Origin of the sequence: Ottowia thiooxydans DSM 14619, from assembly GCF_000422885.1 — a bacterium.
Lineage (GTDB): Bacteria > Pseudomonadota > Gammaproteobacteria > Burkholderiales > Burkholderiaceae_C > Ottowia > Ottowia thiooxydans.
Genome location: NZ_AUGX01000001.1, coordinates 636,473 through 655,579, shown reverse-complemented (window position 1 = coordinate 655,579; position 19,107 = coordinate 636,473). Strand labels below are relative to the sequence as shown.

13 protein-coding genes and 1 pseudogene are annotated in these 19,107 nt (G+C 57.8%); 8 read left to right on the top strand and 6 right to left on the bottom strand.

Going from position 1 to position 19,107, the window contains the following annotated elements; all coding sequences use genetic code 11:
* The first annotated feature begins 35 nt into the window (after positions 1–35).
* The gene (clpB, locus tag G518_RS0103150) at positions 36–2,624 is read left to right on the top strand and encodes an ATP-dependent chaperone ClpB (RefSeq protein ID WP_028601280.1); all 2,589 of its coding nucleotides are present in this window, start codon (positions 36–38) and stop codon (positions 2,622–2,624) included.
* Between the two features lie 120 nt (positions 2,625–2,744).
* A complete protein-coding gene (locus tag G518_RS0103145; protein WP_028601279.1) occupies positions 2,745–4,163 on the top strand; it encodes a coniferyl aldehyde dehydrogenase in 1,419 nt (472 codons plus the stop codon).
* A 30-nt stretch (positions 4,164–4,193) separates the two neighbouring features.
* Here G518_RS0103145 and G518_RS33695 read toward each other — a convergent pair whose 3' ends face one another.
* The gene (locus G518_RS33695; RefSeq protein WP_245597883.1) at positions 4,194–5,063 is read right to left on the bottom strand and encodes an AraC family transcriptional regulator; all 870 of its coding nucleotides are present in this window, start codon (positions 5,061–5,063) and stop codon (positions 4,194–4,196) included.
* A gap of 50 nt (positions 5,064–5,113) precedes the next feature.
* Here G518_RS33695 and G518_RS0103135 point away from each other — a divergent pair, with 50 nt between their 5' ends.
* Entirely contained in the window at positions 5,114–6,361 is a 1,248-nt protein-coding gene (locus G518_RS0103135; RefSeq protein WP_211231660.1) for an MFS transporter, read from the top strand.
* A 148-nt stretch (positions 6,362–6,509) separates the two neighbouring features.
* On the opposite strand, the gene G518_RS0103130 is transcribed toward G518_RS0103135, so the two are convergent.
* On the bottom strand, positions 6,510–6,905 hold the full coding sequence (locus tag G518_RS0103130; RefSeq protein ID WP_028601277.1) for an SWIB/MDM2 domain-containing protein: 396 nt from the start codon (positions 6,903–6,905) through the stop codon (positions 6,510–6,512).
* A 515-nt stretch (positions 6,906–7,420) separates the two neighbouring features.
* The gene (locus G518_RS0103120; protein WP_028601275.1) at positions 7,421–8,335 is read right to left on the bottom strand and encodes a DMT family transporter; all 915 of its coding nucleotides are present in this window, start codon (positions 8,333–8,335) and stop codon (positions 7,421–7,423) included.
* A gap of 370 nt (positions 8,336–8,705) precedes the next feature.
* On the opposite strand from G518_RS0103120, the gene aceA reads away from it, so the two are divergent.
* From aceA to G518_RS39115, 3 genes and pseudogenes are all read left to right on the top strand, one after another.
* Positions 8,706–10,037, top strand: coding sequence for an isocitrate lyase (gene aceA / locus G518_RS0103110; RefSeq protein ID WP_028601274.1), 1,332 nt, complete (start codon positions 8,706–8,708; stop codon positions 10,035–10,037).
* Positions 10,038–10,240: 203 nt separating this feature from the next.
* A complete protein-coding gene (locus tag G518_RS33690) occupies positions 10,241–12,391 on the top strand; it encodes a DUF6351 family protein (protein WP_051235911.1) in 2,151 nt (716 codons plus the stop codon).
* Positions 12,392–12,496: 105 nt separating this feature from the next.
* Positions 12,497–12,841, top strand: a pseudogene (locus G518_RS39115) (isocitrate lyase); the annotation flags it as partial.
* Positions 12,842–13,106: 265 nt separating this feature from the next.
* On the opposite strand, the gene G518_RS0103095 reads toward G518_RS39115, so the two are convergent.
* Both G518_RS0103095 and G518_RS0103090 read right to left on the bottom strand, forming a co-directional pair.
* Positions 13,107–13,793 (bottom strand): RraA family protein, encoded by a 687-nt coding sequence (locus G518_RS0103095; RefSeq protein WP_028601272.1) that lies wholly within the window; start codon positions 13,791–13,793, stop codon positions 13,107–13,109.
* Between the two features lie 314 nt (positions 13,794–14,107).
* A complete protein-coding gene (locus G518_RS0103090; protein WP_036593217.1) occupies positions 14,108–15,082 on the bottom strand; it encodes a Bug family tripartite tricarboxylate transporter substrate binding protein in 975 nt (324 codons plus the stop codon).
* Positions 15,083–15,179: 97 nt separating this feature from the next.
* Here G518_RS0103090 and G518_RS0103085 point away from each other — a divergent pair, with 97 nt between their 5' ends.
* A complete protein-coding gene (locus tag G518_RS0103085; protein WP_084651378.1) occupies positions 15,180–15,986 on the top strand; it encodes an IclR family transcriptional regulator in 807 nt (268 codons plus the stop codon).
* Positions 15,987–16,078: 92 nt separating this feature from the next.
* The gene (locus tag G518_RS0103080) at positions 16,079–17,293 is read left to right on the top strand and encodes an alpha-hydroxy acid oxidase (RefSeq protein ID WP_036593216.1); all 1,215 of its coding nucleotides are present in this window, start codon (positions 16,079–16,081) and stop codon (positions 17,291–17,293) included.
* A gap of 270 nt (positions 17,294–17,563) precedes the next feature.
* Here G518_RS0103080 and pdxR read toward each other — a convergent pair whose 3' ends face one another.
* Positions 17,564–19,030 carry a MocR-like pyridoxine biosynthesis transcription factor PdxR gene (gene pdxR, locus G518_RS0103075; protein WP_028601268.1) on the bottom strand — a complete coding sequence of 489 codons (1,467 nt, stop codon included), beginning with the start codon at positions 19,028–19,030 and terminating at the stop codon, positions 17,564–17,566.
* Between the last annotated feature and the right edge of the window lie 77 nt (positions 19,031–19,107).

Below are 19,107 nucleotides of genomic sequence, written 5' to 3'. Positions count from 1 at the left end.
TAAACCCTCATCTGAAGACCAATTGGAGGCTATTCATGCGATTAGACAAACTTACCACTAAATTTCAGGAAGCCCTGGGTGACGCACAAACGCTCGCCTTGGGAAACGATAACGCCTATATCGAACCCGTGCATTTGCTGGCAGCCATGCTGCGGCAAAACGAGGGGCCGAAGGCATTGCTTCAGCGTGCAGGGGTCAATGTAGCCAAGTTGGCGCAGGAGACTGAAGCTGCGATCAAGCGTCTGCCCAGTGTGCAGGGGCATGAGCAGGTCACTGTGGGCCCGGAGATGAACAAGCTGCTTCAGGCAACGGAAAAGGAAGCCATCAAGCGTGGCGACCAATTCATCGCGGCCGAGTTGTTCTTGCTGGCACTGGCAGATGCCAAGGACGAAGCCGGGCGCCTGGCCAAGGAAAATGGGCTCACTCGAAAGAGTCTGGAAACTGCCATTGACGCCGTTCGCGGCGGCCAGACCATGGATTCGGCAGAAGGCGAATCCCAGCGCGAGTCATTGAAAAAATATACCCTGGACCTCACTGAGCGTGCCCGGCAAGGCAAGCTGGACCCAGTGATTGGCCGCGACGACGAAATACGCCGCACCATCCAGGTTTTGCAGCGGCGTACCAAGAACAACCCAGTATTGATTGGCGAGCCAGGAGTGGGCAAGACCGCCATCGTTGAAGGCTTGGCTCAGCGCATCGTCGCGGGCGAAGTGCCGGACACGCTGAGGGACAAGCAGGTGCTTTCGCTTGATATGGCTGGCCTGCTGGCCGGAGCCAAGTACCGCGGCGAGTTCGAAGAACGCCTGAAATCCGTGCTGAAAGAAGTGGCGGCTGAGGAAGGCCGGATCATTCTCTTCATTGACGAAATCCACACCATGGTGGGCGCGGGCAAGGCCGAGGGCGCCATGGATGCAGGCAACATGCTCAAACCCGCGTTGGCTCGCGGTGAACTGCATTGCATTGGAGCCACCACACTCGACGAGTACCGCAAATACCTTGAGAAAGATGCTGCGTTGGAGCGGCGCTTCCAAAAGGTGCTGGTGGGTGAGCCCAGCGTTGAAGACACCATCGCGATTTTGCGCGGCTTGCAGGAAAAATACGAGATTCACCACGGTGTGGATATCACTGATCCGGCCATCGTCGCCGCTGCCGAATTGAGCGCGCGCTACATCACCGATCGGTTCCTGCCAGACAAGGCCATCGATCTGATCGATGAGGCCGCCGCCAAGATCAAGATCGAAATTGATTCCAAGCCTGAAGTGATGGATAAGCTGGATCGCCGCATGATCCAGCTCAAGATCGAACGCGAGGCGGTGAAGAAAGAAAAAGACGAAGCGTCGCAAAAACGCCTGAGCCTCATTGAGGAAGACCTCATTAAGCTGGAAAAGGAATATGCCGATCTTGATGAGATCTGGAAAGCGGAGAAAGCCAACGCCCAAGGTGGCGAGCTACTGCGCAAGGAGATCGATCAGGTCAAATTCCAGATTCAGGAAGCCACCCGCAAAGGGGATTTCAACCAGGTAGCAGAGCTTCAATACGGCAAGTTGCCCACGCTTGAAAAGCAGCTGAAAGAAGCACAAGCCAGCGAAAGCCATAAAAATCAAGCTGCCCCACAGCTCTTGCGCACGCAGGTTGGCGCAGAGGAGATTGCCGAAGTGGTGAGCCGTGCCACGGGGATTCCCGTGAGCAAGATGATGGAGGGTGAGCGCGAGAAGCTGCTGCAGATGGAAGATGCCTTGCATCAACGTGTAGTGGGTCAGGAAGAGGCGATCAGCGCAGTGGCCAATGCTATTCGCCGCTCGCGCTCGGGCCTTGGCGATCCCAATCGACCACTGGGCAGCTTTTTGTTCCTCGGCCCTACGGGTGTAGGTAAAACCGAGTTGACAAAAGCTTTGGCTGGATTTTTGTTCGACAGCACCGATCACATGATTCGCATCGATATGAGCGAATTCATGGAAAAGCACAGCGTGGCTCGCCTGATTGGTGCGCCACCTGGCTACGTGGGTTACGACGAAGGTGGTTACCTGACGGAAGCCGTTCGCCGCAAGCCCTATAGCGTGGTGTTGTTCGACGAGATCGAGAAGGCTCATCCAGACGTTTTCAACGTACTGCTGCAAGTGCTGGACGATGGCAGGTTGACAGACGGCCAAGGCCGCACTGTGGACTTCAAGAACACTGTGCTCATCATGACGAGCAACATCGGCTCGCCCATGATCCAAAGCATGAGCGGCCTGCCGTACGATGACGTCAAGGATGCAGTATTCGGCGAATTGAAAAACCACTTCCGCCCGGAGTTTCTGAACCGAATTGACGAGATCGTCGTATTCCATGGTCTGGATGCTTCGCAGATTGGCTCGATTGCCAAAATCCAGTTGCGTACGCTCTCCGAGCGCATGGCCAAGATGGACTTGAACTTGAATGTGTCAGACCAAGCCGTGGACGAGTTGGCCAAAGTCGGGTTCGATCCAGTCTTCGGCGCGCGGCCTCTCAAGCGTGCAATTCAGCAGCGCATCGAGAACCCGCTCTCGAAGCTGCTTCTAGAGGGCAAGTTCCCGCCGAAGTCCGATGTCAACGTGTCGGTCGATCCCATCAAGGAACCAGGGATCTTCAAGTTCACGACCTGACCTGACTCTGTTTCCCTGAAATGCACATGAAGGGGATTTAGTGTGAATACACACTAGTCAAACTAAAAAGGCGCAGCGGCTATTTGGCCGTGGCGCCTTTCTTTTCTCTATCATCTGGATATGACTCCACCAAGCAGCCTGCGCGATGTCTTCGATGAGCAGTTTCGCGCCAGTCGCGTCGCACCTGCCACCTCTCTTGATGAGCGGCGTCGTAGGCTGGATCTTCTGTCCCGTTTGGTAGACGAACACGCAAGTGCCTTGGCCGATGCCGTCAACACTGACTTTGGCGGTCGTGGCGCCGCACTGACTGAAATCGCAGACATGTTCGTCCTGCGAGCGACGCTTGTCGAGTTGAAGCGAAATCTAGCCCGTTGGAGCAGACCCCGGCGCGTTCGTACGCCCATCTACCTACAACCCGCGAGTGCGCGGATCGAGCGCCAGCCTCTGGGCGTAGTGGGCATCATCGGACCGTGGAATTACCCGTTGCAGCTGACACTCGGCCCCATCGCTACCGCACTCGCGGCTGGTAACCGGGTGATGATCAAGCCCAGCGAAATAACGCCGCGCACCTCCGCGTTATTGGCCGAATTGATCGCGAAGTATTTCGCCGAGAACGAAGTGGCCGTGGTGCAAGGAGGGGCGGAGGTGGCTTCTGCATTTGCGGCACTGCCGTTCGATCACCTGTTTTTTACCGGGTCTACATCCGTGGGACGCAAGGTCGCGGAGTCCGCGGCCCGCAATCTCACGCCCATCACGCTAGAGCTGGGAGGGAAGTCTCCTTGCATTGTCGATGTGTCCTGTGCGGATTTGGCGGATGCTGCTTTCAAAATTGCTCACGGCAAGCTGCTCAACTCAGGCCAAACCTGCATCGCGCCTGATTACCTGTTGCTGCCACGTGAACGTGAAGCGGCTTTTGAGCAGGCCTACCGCGCTGCTGTTGCCCAGATGTATCCTCAAATCGAGGGCAATGCGGACTACGCTGCCATCGTGAATGATCAGCATCGGGCCCGTTTGACGGGCCTGTTGGAGGACGCACAGGCACTCGGCGCCCATGTGGTGGATGTTGGCCCCGCTTCAACCGGCGAGGCAGGCACAAGTCGTCGTATGCGCCCCGTGCTGGTATCCGGCGTTCGACCTGAAATGCGCCTCATGAAAGAGGAAATCTTTGGTCCCGTGCTTCCTGTGGTGCTCTACGACCAGCTTGACGAGGTACTGGCCAAGATCAACACCGGCCCACGGCCATTGGCCTTGTACTGGTTCGGGCAAGATGCCGAAAGGCGAGACGAAGTGCTCCAGGGCACCGTAAGCGGTGGTGTCACCGTGAACGACACCTTGCTGCATGTCGCGCACGAACGCTTGCCGTTTGGTGGGGTAGGGGAGAGCGGGCTGGGCGCCTACCATGGCGAAACGGGCTTCCTGCGTTTCACTCACCAGAAAAGCGTGTTGCTGCAATCGCGTTGGGCGCAGGGCCGCTTGCTGTATCCCCCTTATGGCGCACGATTTGCGCGCGTCATGGGTTGGATCAGGAAGTTGCTCTAAGCGGGGCTCAGCTACCTACTACCACCGCTTTCAGGCGGTTCGCTTTCCCTGCAGCCGAGAAAATGCCCTTGGCGATTGCCCAAGCGTTCCTTTGAACATGGCGCTGAACGCGCTTTCACTGGAGTAGCCGCACCGCGTTGCCACCTGTCCGACTGGAATCCCGCTGGCCAAAAGCGGGAGTGCGTGGGCCAGTACGACCTGCTGGCGCCACTGCTGGTAGCTGGTGCCCAATTCCTCATGAAACAGCCGGGCCGCTGTGCGCTCGCTGGCGCCTACGCTTTTCGCCCAATCTGCGAGCGTCGCCCGTTTGGTGGGGTTTCGCATCACCGCTTCGCATAATGCGCTCAGCCGTTTGTCACCATCGCTGACGCGCGGCAGCGGTACGCCCAGCGTTTGAAGATCTGCGCGCTCAAGCTCGTCGAGGATGAGCTGGCTCAGGAGCGCTTCCCGCGGTGCCGATGAACTGCTCTCGTCAAGCGCCAGCGCCAGTTCACGGAACAGGCCGCTCACGGCCAAAACCCGGGGAATCGTCCACTCCTGTGGCAATGCAGCCGCATCTATATACAGCGTGTGCATCCGGGCCGCCTGCAACGCTGTAATGGCATGAGGCTCATTAGCAGGAATCAGCACTGCGCGTGAGGGAGGCACGATGAAGCTAAGCCGCGCATCGCTTCCTAACACCACCTGGAGCAGGCCATCCGTGCAATAGGCTAGTTGCGCCCATGGATGGTGATGGCGCTCAAAATGCCAATCGGCCGGCAAGTTGCGCGGGCGCGTTCGAACCGGATGCTGGGCCGAAGGCGCGAACTCATCGTTACCAGCCAACAGTGGAGAGTTGGCCGCATAGGGGGGTAGCCGGGTGGCTTGTGCGAGTGGCATGGCGTGAATTCGACGATCCATGGCAGTTTAGCGAATAGTGGAAAACTGTGCGCTGGCGTAGCATTGCCCACATGAGCTCACCCACTACCGAACTTGCTGCCGGCCCCGCGCCTGGCGCTCTGAAAGACGACGCCGCTGTGATCGGTCTGGTGGGCGCCGGCCATATGCTCAGTCACTACAGCCAGCTCCTGTTGGCACCGCTTTTCCCTTGGTTGAAGGCAGAGTTCAACGTCAGCTATACCGAGCTGGGCTTTCTGATGACCGTGTTCTTCGTGATGTCCTGCGCGGTGCAGACATCGTCTGGATTCATGGTGGATCGCTTCGGACCGCGCCCCATCCTTTTTGCCGGGTTGGCTTTATTGGCCTGCGCGGCTTTTGGGTTTGCATCCAGCACAAGCTACTGGATGCTGATGTTCTTCTCCGTGATAGGTGGTGTGGGCAATGGCGTATTCCATCCAGCGGATTACACCTTGATCAATCGCAAAGTCAGCCCAGGGCGGCTGGGGCACGCGTACAGCGTTCATGGCATCACCGGTAGCTTGGGTTGGGCGTTGGCCCCCGTGATGTTGGTGCCGTTGGCGATTGCGTATTCGTGGCGCGTGGCGCTTGTGGGCGCGGGCTGTCTGTTTTTGTTGGTGCTGGCGCTGTTGGTCATCTACCGGGCACGTTTGCATCTACCTCCTTTGCAGGTGGCACCTCAACAGGGCGAGGCCAAAAGGGAAGGGAGCTTCGATTTCCTCGCTATCCCCGCGGTATGGATGTGCTTCGGCTTTTTCTTTTTCTACTCGGCGGCGCTCAGCGCGGTGCAGACTTTCGCACCCGAGGCCGCTGGTAAGTTGCACTCTGTGCCGCCCACACTGGTGGCCATCTGCCTTACGACATACATGCTGGCTGCCGCAGGGGGAATGGTGCTGGGGGGATTTCTCATCAGCAATCCGGAGCGCTGTGAACGCATTGTCGGCTTCGGTTTTGGCGTGATCGTTTGTATTTCGCTGTTGATCGGTTTTGGCAGTCTTCCCGTATGGATGGTGCCGGTACTCTTTGGCGTCATGGGTTTTGCGGCGGGGAGTTCAAGCCCATCAAGAGACATGCTGGTCAAGCGCTCAGCACCTCCCAATGCTTCGGGGCGCGTGTACGGTGTGGTGTATTCAGGTCTTGATATCGGTCAAGCCCTGATGCCCTTGATCTTCGGAGCCATGATGGACAAGGGGCGGTACCAGGCCGTATGGGTGGTCCTGGCTTTGACTCAAGCAGTTTTGATTGTCAGCGCCTTTAATGTCCGCAAGGTGCGCCGGACGCCCTTGCCGGCAACTGCATGAGACCTGTGACCAGGGGAGATTAGAGCGCCCCCACGCTCCCCGCTTCGCGAGGTTCGTTGCTCCCATGGAGGGGTTTTGTCTCGGAGCGGCCTAGCCAAAAAAAAAGCCAGCTCAAGAGCTGGCTTTTCTTGGCCCGAAGGCGCGTCGATCAAGACAGGTGTGCGTTGATGAGCTTGGTCATCTCGAACATCGTGACTTGTGCTTTGCCGAAGATTGGCTTCAGCTTGGCATCTGCATTGATGTTGCGCTTGTTCTCGTTATCTTGCAGCTTGTTAGCCTTGATGTATTCCCAGACTTTCTTCGTCACTTCTGTGCGCGGTACTGGCTTGTTGCCGATCACTGCGGCCAGAGCGGCGCTAGGTGTCATTGCCTTCATGAAAGCGGCGTTTGGAGTGCGCTTTTTGGCTGGGGCGGCTGTCTTGGCAGGTGCTGCAGCTTTTTTGGCTGGAGCAGCGGCTTTCACCGGAGCTGCGGCCTTTTTAGCTGGAGCAGCAGCTTTCTTTGCCGGCGCCTTCGCGACGGGAGCTTTCTTTGCAGTTGCCATGGTTGGATCCTCTTTGTTTGAAATTGGGAACATTTGGCCGGCGCAGTGTTTGCACCTTGCAGGCTGACCGCCATGCTACTGGATAAGTAGCACCCTTCCAAGAGGAAAATGTCCTTTTTCCCTCTGTGATGTTGCTTTTTTTTGTCGCTGGGCCGCCCCGAGACAAAAAGGCCCCCACGGGGGGCAGCGGACCTCGCGAAGCGGGGAGCGTGGGGGCATGTTTTGTCGCTGGGCCGCCCCGAGACAAAAAGGCCCCTACGGGGGGCAGCGGACCTCGCGAAGCGGGGAGCGTGGGGGCATGTTTTGTCGCTGGGCCGCCCCGAGACAAAAAGGCCCCTACGGGGGGCAGCGGACCTCGCGAAGCGGGGAGCGTGGGGGCATGTTTTGTCGCTGGGCCGCCCCGAGACAAAAAGGCCCCCACGGGGGGCAGCGGACTTCGCGAAGCGGGGAGCGTGGGGGCTCTCTTTTTTCTTGTTCGTCCCACGTCAGTACATGCGGCCGAAGGGTATGAAACCCTAGGACCGGCCGCGCTTCGAAGGAAGAGTAGCCAGCACTACGCCGGCCAGCGCAATGCAAAACGCCAATACCTGAGTCCCCGTCAACTGCTCTCCAAGCACCACAACGCCCACCAGCGCAGCGCTGATGGGAAGCATCACAGTGAACACGCCAGCCTGTGCGGCCGGAACACTTTTCAGGCCCGTCATCCACAGCCACACCGTCCACATGCATGCGGCGAGCGAATAAAACAGCAGCAACATCCAGGTACTTGCATTCACAGCCCTGAAGTCAAACCCCCAAGCCAGCCAAAGGCCAAATGGCAAGGTAAGAACGAAACCCCAAAGATTGATGAGTGATGTGATGCGACGCGGTCCCAGGCTGCCGGTTAATTTTTTACCGATCACTGCATAGCTGGCTTCGCAAAACACGGCTGCCAGCAAGAGCAGGTTGCCCAGCCAGGCTTTGCCTTGGCCACTCGCTTCAGATGCAGGCCCCGAATTCGAGAGGGAAAGCAAACCAATTCCAAGCACCGCACAGACCACGCCGCCCCACACACGCGGTGGAACACGTTCGCGTAAGAACGCCCACGATAGGAGCGCCACTGCGGCGGGAATCGCCGCCATGATGACTCCTGCGGATACTGCCGTGGTGAGCTTCACGCCAGAGATCATGCACAGGGTGAAGAGAAAATTACCCAGGAATGACTCCAGGAACAGCAGGCGCTTCACCTGGGCGGTCATGGGCGGCTCGTCTTGGGGCTTCTTTAACCAGTGGAGCATGGCGGCGCCACCAATGCCAAAGCGCAGCCAGGCCAGGAGCAATACCGGAAATACGGCCGCAAGCGGTTTGGACAGCGCCACGTAGCTGCCTACCAAAGTCATTGACAGGGCAAGGCAGGCGTAAGAGACGGCGCGGTTATGAGCGGTGGCCAAGTGAACCCGTTCTCAGTGCAAAAGAGCCACGATCATGCACAAGTTTCCGTGCACTCTTTCACTGCCTGCAGGACTATTGCACAGCAAAAAAGCACTTATTTTGCAATGCGACTTTCATTTCTTGTATAGTGAAAAACGAATTGCTGCGCTGCCGCATTTTTTCTCAATATGGGATAAATGATTTCACATTGAGGTATTTGGTTGATAAGTAGTTGATTTATTTGATTTAAATTTTTCTCTTGTATAAGACATAAGAATGTTGCTTAGTCTTATATAAGAGTTATGATTCTTTCAACGGCGAGATTCAAAGCAAGGTAAGCGCAGCGAGCCAAGCCGCCCGAAATTCTTGATCTACCCACTGGAGCTTCACATGCCACAAAACGTTACTGAGCAACTGAGCCGCGAGCAGCAGATCGCTGCGTTGGAAAAAGATTGGGCTACCAATCCCCGTTGGAAAAGCGTCAAACGCGGTTACTCCGCGGCTGATGTCGTGCGCTTGCGTGGCAGCCTGCCAATCGAGCACACCCTGGCCCGCCGCGGTGCTGAGAAATTGTGGCGTCTGGTTAATGGCGATGCTAAAAAAGGCTATGTGAACGCCTTCGGCGCCATCACTGCGGGCCAAGCCATGCAGCAGGCCAAAGCCGGGCTGGAAGCTGTGTACCTGTCGGGCTGGCAAGTGGCCGCTGATGGCAACACCAGCGAGACCATGTACCCTGACCAATCGCTGTACGCGTATGACTCAGTGCCCACCATGGTGCGCCGCATCAACAACACGTTCAAACGTGCAGATGAAATCCAATGGGGTCGTGGCATTGAGCCAGGTAGCAAGGAGTTCATCGACTACTTCCTGCCCATCGTTGCAGATGCGGAAGCTGGTTTCGGCGGCGTGCTCAACGCATTCGAGCTGATGAAGAACATGATCGCATCCGGCGCGGCTGGCGTTCACTTTGAAGACCAACTGGCCGCAGTGAAGAAGTGCGGCCACATGGGCGGCAAAGTGCTGGTGCCTACGCAAGAAGCTTGCGAGAAACTGATTTCTGCACGCTTCGCCGCAGACGTGATGGGCGTGCCCACCATCATTCTGGCGCGTACCGATGCTGAAGCTGCGAATCTGATCACCAGCGATCACGATGCCAACGACAAGCCTTTCTTGAACGGTGAGCGTACGCAAGAAGGCTTCTACCGTGTCAAGAACGGCCTGGAACAAGCTATCAGCCGCGGCGTGGCTTACGCTCCTTACGCCGATCTGGTGTGGTGCGAAACTGGCGTGCCGGACATCGGCTTTGCGCGTGAATTTGCACAAGCCGTGCATGCTTCCAGCCCGGGCAAGTTGCTTTCCTATAACTGCTCGCCATCGTTCAACTGGAGGAAAAACCTCAACGACAAGCAAATCGCTTCGTTCCAGGAAGATCTCTCTGCGCTAGGCTACAAATACCAGTTCATCACCTTGGCCGGTATTCACGTCAACTGGTATCGCACTTTCGAATTCGCAAAGGCATACGCAGAAGGCGAGGGCATGAAGCACTACGTCAACATGGTGCAAGAGCCTGAGTTCAAAGCACGCGAGCAAGGCTACACCTTCGTAAGCCACCAGCAAGAAGTGGGCGCAGGCTACTTCGACGACGTGACCACGGTCATCCAAGGTGGCTCTTCCAGCGTCAAGGCGCTGACGGGCTCTACCGAAGAAGAGCAGTTCCACTGAGTGTTGTAGTGGCGCCGCATAGGCGCTGCTAAAAAACGAAGCCCGAAGGTAATGCCTTCGGGCTTTTTTTTGCTCAGGGTTATTGCTAATGTTCTCAAATACACGGCCAAGACAAACTTAATAAACCGCCCGACCGGTCGGTTTATTAACTGTGAGGCTCTTGACCTCGCAAACCCACGAAGTATTCCAAGAGGATTCCCTACATGCGTTTTGCCTTTAAAGCTGGCCGGCTGGTTTGGCCAGGTCTTGTCATCTTGAGCGCTTTCATCACCGGTTGTGGCTCTTCAGATGCTCCCGAGCCGGCCCCTCAGGTTCGGACGCTTTCTTCAGACCCCAGCCGTGTGACGGGCGGAAATGTTTTGATCGAGGTCACACTGACCGGTTCTACCAAGGACGGCAAGGTCAAGGTGACATCCGGCGCAAAGGATTTCAGCGACTCCTTCAAACCAACGAGTTCCACCGGCAGGTATCTTGGCCTCATCGAAGGCCTTCCGGAAGGCACATCCACTTTCGAGATACAGGCCGTCAGCAATTCTGGGGGGAGCTCTGCCACCTCAAGTTTGAAGCTTGTAAATCACCCAAGCTCCGGGCCCGTGTTTGCCGGTGCCAAAGAAACCCCGTATATCTGTACGGTCTCGGAGAACGGGATGGGGCAGGCGCTTGATGCGAACTGCTCGGCGAAGACGGAAGTCAGTTACCGGTACTGGGCTTCAAGTGGCGCATTCAAAACACTTGACCCCGATTCACCGTTGCCCAGCGATCTCACGACAACCCAAACATCAGATGGGAAGACCGTCAATTTCATCGTGCGTCTTGAGCGTGGCACGCTCAACCGGGGAATCTATCAAATCGCGTTCTTACATCAACCAGGGACCGCGCTTCCGAATCCCTGGACAAACACCGCCGATTGGAATCGCCGCCTGCGATACAACTTTGGTGGAGGTTGTGGCGGTGGGCATACCCAAGGGGTATTCGAGACTACGGCCGGAGGCGTTACGTACAGCCTGGCTACGGTGCTCGACAAGCCTGCACTCGCACGCGGCTACGCCGTTGCGACCTCGTCGCTCAACGTGGGGCAGGTCAATTGCAATTCAGTAGTTAGCGCAGAAACCCTTGCCATCGTGAAGGAGTACTTCATCAAGCGATTTGGTCAGCCCGTGTGGACCGTTGGCAAAGGCGGCTCTGGCGGGGCGGTGCAGCAATTTGAGATCGCTCAAGGGTATCCGGGGCTTCTGGATGGCATTTCACCTGATTCCAGCTTCCCCACCATGATGGAAGCGGCAACGATGTTCTCCGATTGCAAGCTGCTGCGCACCTATATGGCGAGCGGTGACGCTGCTGGCTGGACTGACGAACAAAAACGGGCGGTCTCCGGATACGCTACATGGACCACTTGCAATGGTCTCGGCGTGGGGCTTGGCAACTCAATGGTGAACGCATCGTCTTGTGATCCGCGCCTGCCAGCAGGCTTGGCCTTCAATGCGGTAAGCAATCCAGCTGGTGTGCGTTGCGCACTCGCAGATGTGTTCTCGAACGTTTATGGCCTTGACCCTGCTACCCAGGTTGCTCGTCGGCCGCTGGACAATGTGGGCGTTCAGTATGGCCTCGTCGCGCTGAAAAGTGGTGCTATATCGGTCGATCAGTTCCTGGATCTGAATGAAAAGCTAGGTGGGTTCGACCTCAATGGGGCAGTCCAGCGGCAACGACATGTGGGCAATACGCAAGCGTTGAGCACTGCATATGACACGGGCCGCGTTCTCGTGGGTGTCAACCTTGATGCGGTTCCGATGATTTCGTCGCGCACCTACAACGATAAAGCAGGTGACCTGCATGATCGTACTCGTGACTTTCAGATCCGCGCAAAGCTCGATGATCGCTTCGGAAATCATGACAACCATGTCTTGTTAATCGCCGCACCTGGCTCTCCTTCGGGCAGCGCTGAGATGGTCAACACGCAAATTATCGAGATGGAGAAATGGCTGGATGGTATTGCTGCAGACCTATCTGCTGATGGACTCGCTCAAAAGGTAAAACGGCATAAACCAGTTACTGCGCAGGACACATGCTGGCGTCCCGATGGATCGAAAGTCACAGAGCCTGCCAGTTTCGAGAGCACCGGCATTTGCAATTCACTGTACAAGCCGTACCTGGATCCGCGCTCGGCCGCTGGTGCTCCGCTGGCCGAGACGGCTCTCAAGTGCCAGCGCAAACCTGTTGACGTCAGTACCTATGGTGTTCCTTTCTCGGCGGACCAAGCCACGAGGTTGTCCGCAGTGTTTCCGGAAGGGGTTTGCGACTACTCCAAGCCGGGCGTAGAGCAGAAGGCGCCGACTCGCTTCTGGGCTTCATTCTGATGGTTGACGAAAGCCTTCGCCCATTGGTGACATGCACGCCACGCTGATGGGGGAGGGCCGAAGCGGGCGCGCTCGACTTGGGACTCTCCTGAGAGTGCGCTCTGCTTCAACTGGAAGAAAAACCTGGACGATGCCACCATCGCCAAGTGCCAGGACGAACTCCCTGCACTGGGCTACAGGTACCAGTTCATTACGCTGGCCGGTATTCACATTAACTGGTATCGCACCTTCGAATTCGCCAAGGCATACGCTCAAGGCGAGGGCATGAAGCACTACGTCAACATGGTGCAAGAGCCCGAATTCAAGGCACGTGAGCAAGGCTACACCTTCGTGAGCCACCAGCAAGAAGTGGGCGCAGGCTACTTCGACGACGTGACCACAGTCATCCAAGGCGGCTCTTCCAGTGTCAAGGCGCTGACGGGTTCTACCGAAGAAGAGCAATTCCACTGAATGTTGTAGTGGCGCCGCATAGGCGCTGCTAAAAAACGAAGCGCAACTCCATGGGGGTGACTGCATTGGCTTGGAATCTTGGTCCGTATTTGTCTCCTGTTGTGCGCTGTGCGAGTTGCAACCACTTCTGTTTTTCCGGTTGGGGTAGCCTCTTCAATGCGTGAACAATCGCTTGAGCAAGGCCTACTCCTGCAACTCCCGATTCGTCCATTCGTCGCAGACTCGAGAACACCAGCGGCGCCGGCGTCCCGTGCTTGACTACGGCCTAGAGCAACTCGCCTTCCTTGAGAACACCTGCAGCTCGTAACGCAGCTGGTAGCCATTTCGACACGGTGTCTCCAGTAGCGATTGCCTCTAGGCGAGCCGCTTCGTCTGCCACCTTCTTGTCGGCTAATGCCATCATGGCCGGTGCCTTGGCTCGTTCTATAACGACTACGCCATCAGCGTCCCCCACGATCAAATCGCCCGGATTGACCGTCGTACCCCCGGCAGACACGGGATGATTGATGCGCCCGGGAACGTACTTCGTAGGACCTGCAGGGTTGAAACCGGCGCTGAACACTGGGAACCCCAGCTCCAGTATTTCCAACTTGTCACGGATGGCGCCATCAACGACAACGCCGGCCAATCCAATCTTTTTGCAGGCGCTAAGCATCAGCGTGCCCATCAATGCCGCGGTTTGATCTCCCTTGCCATCGATCACAAGGACATCACCTGGTTTGGCCAGCGCAATGGCGGCGTGAATCATCAGGTTATCCCCAGGCCGTACTTCCACAGTAAACGCAGGGCCTGCAAGCTTCATGTCCTGGTGCACAGGCGTGATCCGTGCAAGCATGGTGCCACGGCGTCCTGCTACGTCGGCCAAGATGGCTGCTTGGAAGGTCGCAGCTTTGGCGATGACGTCAGCACTCACGCGTTCAATGTCACGGATGACTTCGGGAAGGTGGCTCATGAGATCTTTCAAAAAGTGGTTGAAGAACTTTGATTTATTAAGTGCAGGTTGCTTGGATTTGGCGTTTTGGGTCTGTTGAATGGAGGGGCAGAACATCTAGCTAGATGCCCCATACCCTGCATTTCTCTGGTCCTTGAAACCGAGGGCGTAGGGGGCGAGAGTTCCGACCAGCCAGGTAGTTGCCTCGGCACTGAAGCACGTGAGGCACCATACTGGTCTACCAGGCTCCAGAAGGGCCTGATGCGGGGAATGTTCGATCAAATCCTCTCCGCCATGGAGTGCAATGAAACAGGGTCATTGCTGTCGCCAGGTTCTCAGTTCAGCTCGACTCGAGCGTCCCGGATGACCTTCTCCCAGACTCCCCGCTCCCTGAGGACTATCTTTCGTAACTCATCAGGTCCTGCAAGGGCGACATCAACACCTTGCTCATCGAATCGATGTTTCAAGCCAGGGTTTTGTGCTGCTGCACGCATCGAGGTGTAGAGCTTGTCGATAGCGCCTGCAGGCGTACGCGCTGGCGCAAAGATCGCGTTCCACGAACTATAGGAAAACCCGGGCACGGTCTTTGAGATAAGCGGCACCCCCTTCAGCGGCTGAGCGTTGCTCGCGGCGGTAATGCCAATGGCATGCAGAGCGCCTTTCTCAATCATTGCCGTAAACGACGGCATCGTGCCGAAGATGGCATGAATCTGACCGGCCACCAAATCGTTTGTTGCTGCGGAGGCACCTTTGTACGGAACATGGGTAACTTTGATACCTGCGCTGTGAGCCAGCAATTCAGTTCCCAAATGGGCCAGGCCTCCAATCCCAGCAGATCCGAAATTCACTTCACCGGGATGTGCTTTCGCGTAGGCAATCAATTCCGGTAAAGATTTGAAGGGGGCCTTGTCGCTGATGACCAGCACGTGGGCAGCAGAGGCGATCATGCCGACTGGCGTAACCTGGCTCAAGATGTCGACGCGGTTCTTAGAGAGCAGTGGTTGCGCGGTGATGTTCCCCGAGGCGCAGAAGAGGACCGAATACCCATCGGGCGCTGCACGCGACACGCTGTTTAGCGCTGGCACGCCTGCTCCACCACCGATGTTTTCGACAACGAACGATTGCCCGAGACTGGGAGCCATTGCCTGACCAAGATCGCGCCCCAGTACGTCGGTCGCACCACCTGCTGCAAACGGGATGATCATCCGGATTGGTTTGCTGGGGTAATTGGGCTGAGCTTTTGCCGCCAATGGCAGGAGCGCGGCAGCGCTGAGAATATGGCGCCGGCTGAAGTGAGGAGGAATATCCATTGCGTCGTCTCTTTTTAGGTTGTCGGAGCCGGAATGATCACGCGACTTTCAAACCGGAACAACGTGTTACGTCAGGCGTAACAACTATCATTGGTCCATGGTTAAAGGTTATCTCCCCTCTACTCACCCAGCCGGTTCCGCTCCCCGACCTACTTCCAAGAGTCCAGACGATATCGACCAGGAACCCGGGCGCGAGCACGTTTATGCGGTGGTCCGTGCCATGTCACTGCTGAAAGCGTTTGACGGTGGCGATGAAGTCTTCCTCTCGCTTACCGAACTGGCACGACGCACAGGCATGCACAAGCCGACCGCGCTGAGGCTGGCTCGCACGCTGGCACTTTCGCGCTTCCTGGTGCAGCGCGAAGGCGGCGCTTGGCGGTTGGGTCCTGCCGCGGGTTGGATCGGCTCACGCTACCAGGCTCAATTCGATGTTGACTTGGTCATCGAGCCCATCTTGGTTCGTCTTGCGGCAGAGACTGGAGAGAGCGCTTCGTTCTATGTGCATGAAGGCAATCTGCGCAGTTGCTTGATGCGTTGTGACGGTCCAAACGCGAGGCCGGATCATCCGCGCTCAGGAGAGTTGCTACCTCTGGAGCTTGGCGCCCCCGGCCGAGTGATTCTGGCAGCGCTTGGCGAGCCAGGTGATCTCTATGAACGCATCCGGCGAAAAGGGTTTCACTGGGCTCGCGCCGAACGCTCCACTGGCGCCGCCGCTGTTGCCGCAGCGGTGCGCGGAGGCCAGGGCACGGTACTCGGAGCCGTCAGTACTTCCGGTCCTGTGGAGCGGCTGACCCCTGCGGTCCTACGCAAGCTCGCCCCCATCACGGTAGCTGCCGCTCGACAACTTGGGTTGGCATTGGGGGCGGTTCCAGCGACCGCTTTGCGGGCAACCTGGCATCCGTGATGTTACGCATCGCGTAACGCATTGCCGATACGCTTGGTCTGGATTCCAATGCCACCAAGCCCGCAGGACTGCAGGCAGCCGAAGGAATCCGCATGACTACAACTCCACCGCGACAGCAGCTTGGTCCCGCGCCAAATGCGCGTCGGCACCTGCCGCCCAGATTGCGAACCATTCTCTCTCTGGGTGATCTGGAGCCTGCTGCCCGCCGCATCCTGCCTCGCCCCATCTTCGGGTATCTCCAAGGCGGAGTTGAAGACAACGTGACGCTGCAAGCGAATGCAGCGGCGTATCGAAGATGGATGTTCCGCACGAGTGTTTTGGTAGACGTGTCACTGCGTGAGCAATCTTGCCAACTTATGGGCCAAACCTATAAGGCGCCCTTTGGCATCGCTCCCATGGGATTGTGTGCATTGTTTTCCTTTGATGGTGACGTTGCCATGGCGAGAGCGGCCGAAGCAGCAGGCATTCCCTATGTGCTCAGCGGCGCATCGTTGACCCGCATGGAGCGTGTGGCGCAGGCCGCACCTACCTGCGGCTGGTTTCAGGCCTATATTCCTGGAGAGACTGCACACATCGAAGGTCTCCTCGAACGCGTCACAAACGCAGGGTTCAAGACCTTGGTAATCACCGTGGACACGGCCACGCTGGCGAATCGCGAAAGCAACGTTCGTGTCGGTTTTTCAACACCTCTGCGTCCCAGCTTGCGGTTGGCGTGGGATGGCTTGGTGCGCCCACACTGGTTGCTGGGAACGCTGGGTCGCACCCTTATGAAGAATGGAGTTCCGCATTTCGAGAATTCGGGCTCAGGCAAAGGCGTCCCAATAATTTCCAGTAATGTGGTGCGGCAGTTCGGCTTGCGCGACCACCTGAACTGGAGTCACCTGGCGCTCATTCGCAAGCTCTGGCGAGGCACGCTGGTGATCAAGGGTTTGATATCCGCGAACGACGTGAAGCGCGCGGAACAAGTTGGTGCTGATGGGGTGATACTGTCCAACCATGGCGGCCGCCAGCTTGACGGAACGGTGCCCCCTCTTCTGGTGCTTACGGACGCCGCGAAGGCCAAAGGTTCGATGGCGCTGATGCTGGACAGTGGTATTCGCCGAGGTACCGACGTCATTAAGGCGCTTGCCCTGGGCGCGGACCACGTTTTTGTAGGTCGTCCCATGGCCTACGCAGCTGCAGTAGGAGGCCAAGCGGGCGTCACCCATGCGATTGGCTTGCTGCGCGACGAGATACATCGGGACATGGCGTTGCTGGGGGTCAAAGCCCTGGATGAGCTGGGAGATGACCAGTTGATTGCTATGTAGAAGAACTGTCCCTGGAGGGACCTGGATGGTCCGCTCAGAGTCTGACGGTTACACCATCAGGATTAGCCCATCGACCCGTATTGCGGCCAGGTGCCAGTGGTGGGTAGTGCCGCCAATTACACCCTGAAGGACACGAAGCCGAGCGCCCTAACCACGCAGTCGACGGCATGATCGTGGTGAATTTCTCCTTACCGGTCAAGTCGTACCGGGACATGTTGCCTTCGTGAATTCCCGGCTAGGCCAACTCACATTCGACCACCAAGATTAATCTTAGGCCAAGCCTTTCAAAATCTTCCCCAGCTTCTTCACCAGTGGCCCCATGGTTTCCACGGGTGTGTTGCCGTAGCCCAGAACGAGCCCATTGTCTTGTGTCTGCGGCTCCAGCGCGAAGCCGGATAAGGCTTGCGGAGCCATGCCGTAGCGCTGCGCGGCTTCGACCACGGCCACATCGGCGTAGTTCGCAGAAAAACGCACGCATAGGTGCAGGCCGCTGCGCCCACCTTCAATGCTGTGCGGCACACCCAGATGCTGGCCTAGTGCGCTGCGCAGGGCTTGCTGACGCTCGCGATAGAGGCGGCGCATGCGGGCCAGGTGACGCACAAAATGGCCCGCCTCCATGAAGCGGGCCATGGCCAGTTGCTCGTGGCTGTGGCCGCCGCGCAGTAGCTCGCGCAGTGGTTGCTGCAACAAGGGCTGCATGCGCTCGGGAAGCACCAGGAAGCCGAGCCGCAGGGACGGAAACATGGTTTTGGAAAACGTGCCCACGTAGAGTACCGGCGCATCTGACACCAAGCCCTGCATCGCCCTGATGGGTTCGCCACTGTGGCGAAATTCGCTGTCGTAGTCGTCCTCAATAATCCACGCACCGTGAGCCTGCGCGGCGGCCATCAATGCCAATCTGCGCGCTACAGACATGACGGTGCCCAACGGGTACTGGTGAGATGGTGTGGTGTAGATAAGCCGGGGTTGCTCGGTGCGCCAGTCGGTGGCGGTGAAGTACAAGCCCTCTGCGTCCACGCGTTTGGGCAGCACGCGCAGGTCCCCCGCTTGCAAAGCCGATTTGCCTCCTCGGTAGCCGGGGTCTTCCACCCACGCGGTGTCGCCGGGGTTGGTGATGAGGCGCACACACAGGTTCAGCGCTTCCTGCGCGCCTTCGGTCACCACCACCTGCTCCGCCGTGCAATGCACGCCACGGGTGACCGCCAAATGGCTGGCAATGGCGGCGCGCAAGGCTAGCTCGCCTAAAGGGTCACCGTAATTGAGTGTGTTGGGAGTGGCCGAGCGGGCGGCATAGGCGAGCGCCAAGCGCCAATGTGCTTGCGGAAACTGGGTAAGCGCGGGCACGCCAGGGCGCAGGGCGGTGCAGTCGGCCGTCGTCGCGGGGCTAGGGCGCAGGCTGGCAAGACGGGAGGCCAAGCGAGGGGAGGGGGGTGAGCTTGCATTAGTGCGGGTGTGGGCGTGTGTGCGCAGCTCTGCCACCACGGTGCCCTGTCGGTCTGCCACCACATACCCTTCAGCCAGCAGATGCTCGTAAGCCATGCTGGCCGTGTTGCGCGAGATGACCAACTCCTGTGCCAGCGCCCGTGTGGCGGGCAGACGCAGTCCCGCAGGCAGGTCTCCTGCCACGATGGCGTCCTTGATGCGGCGACATAGTTGGCGCTGCAGGGGCTCGGCGCTGACCCGGTCCAGCGGGGCCTCCAGCAGTGCGAGTAAAGACGATGACGAAGGTGTTTTCATCGCGTCGTGGCACCATGAAAAATAGAGATTGTGGAGCTTTATACCATGCCACAAATTTCCTATGCTTTGCTTTCAAA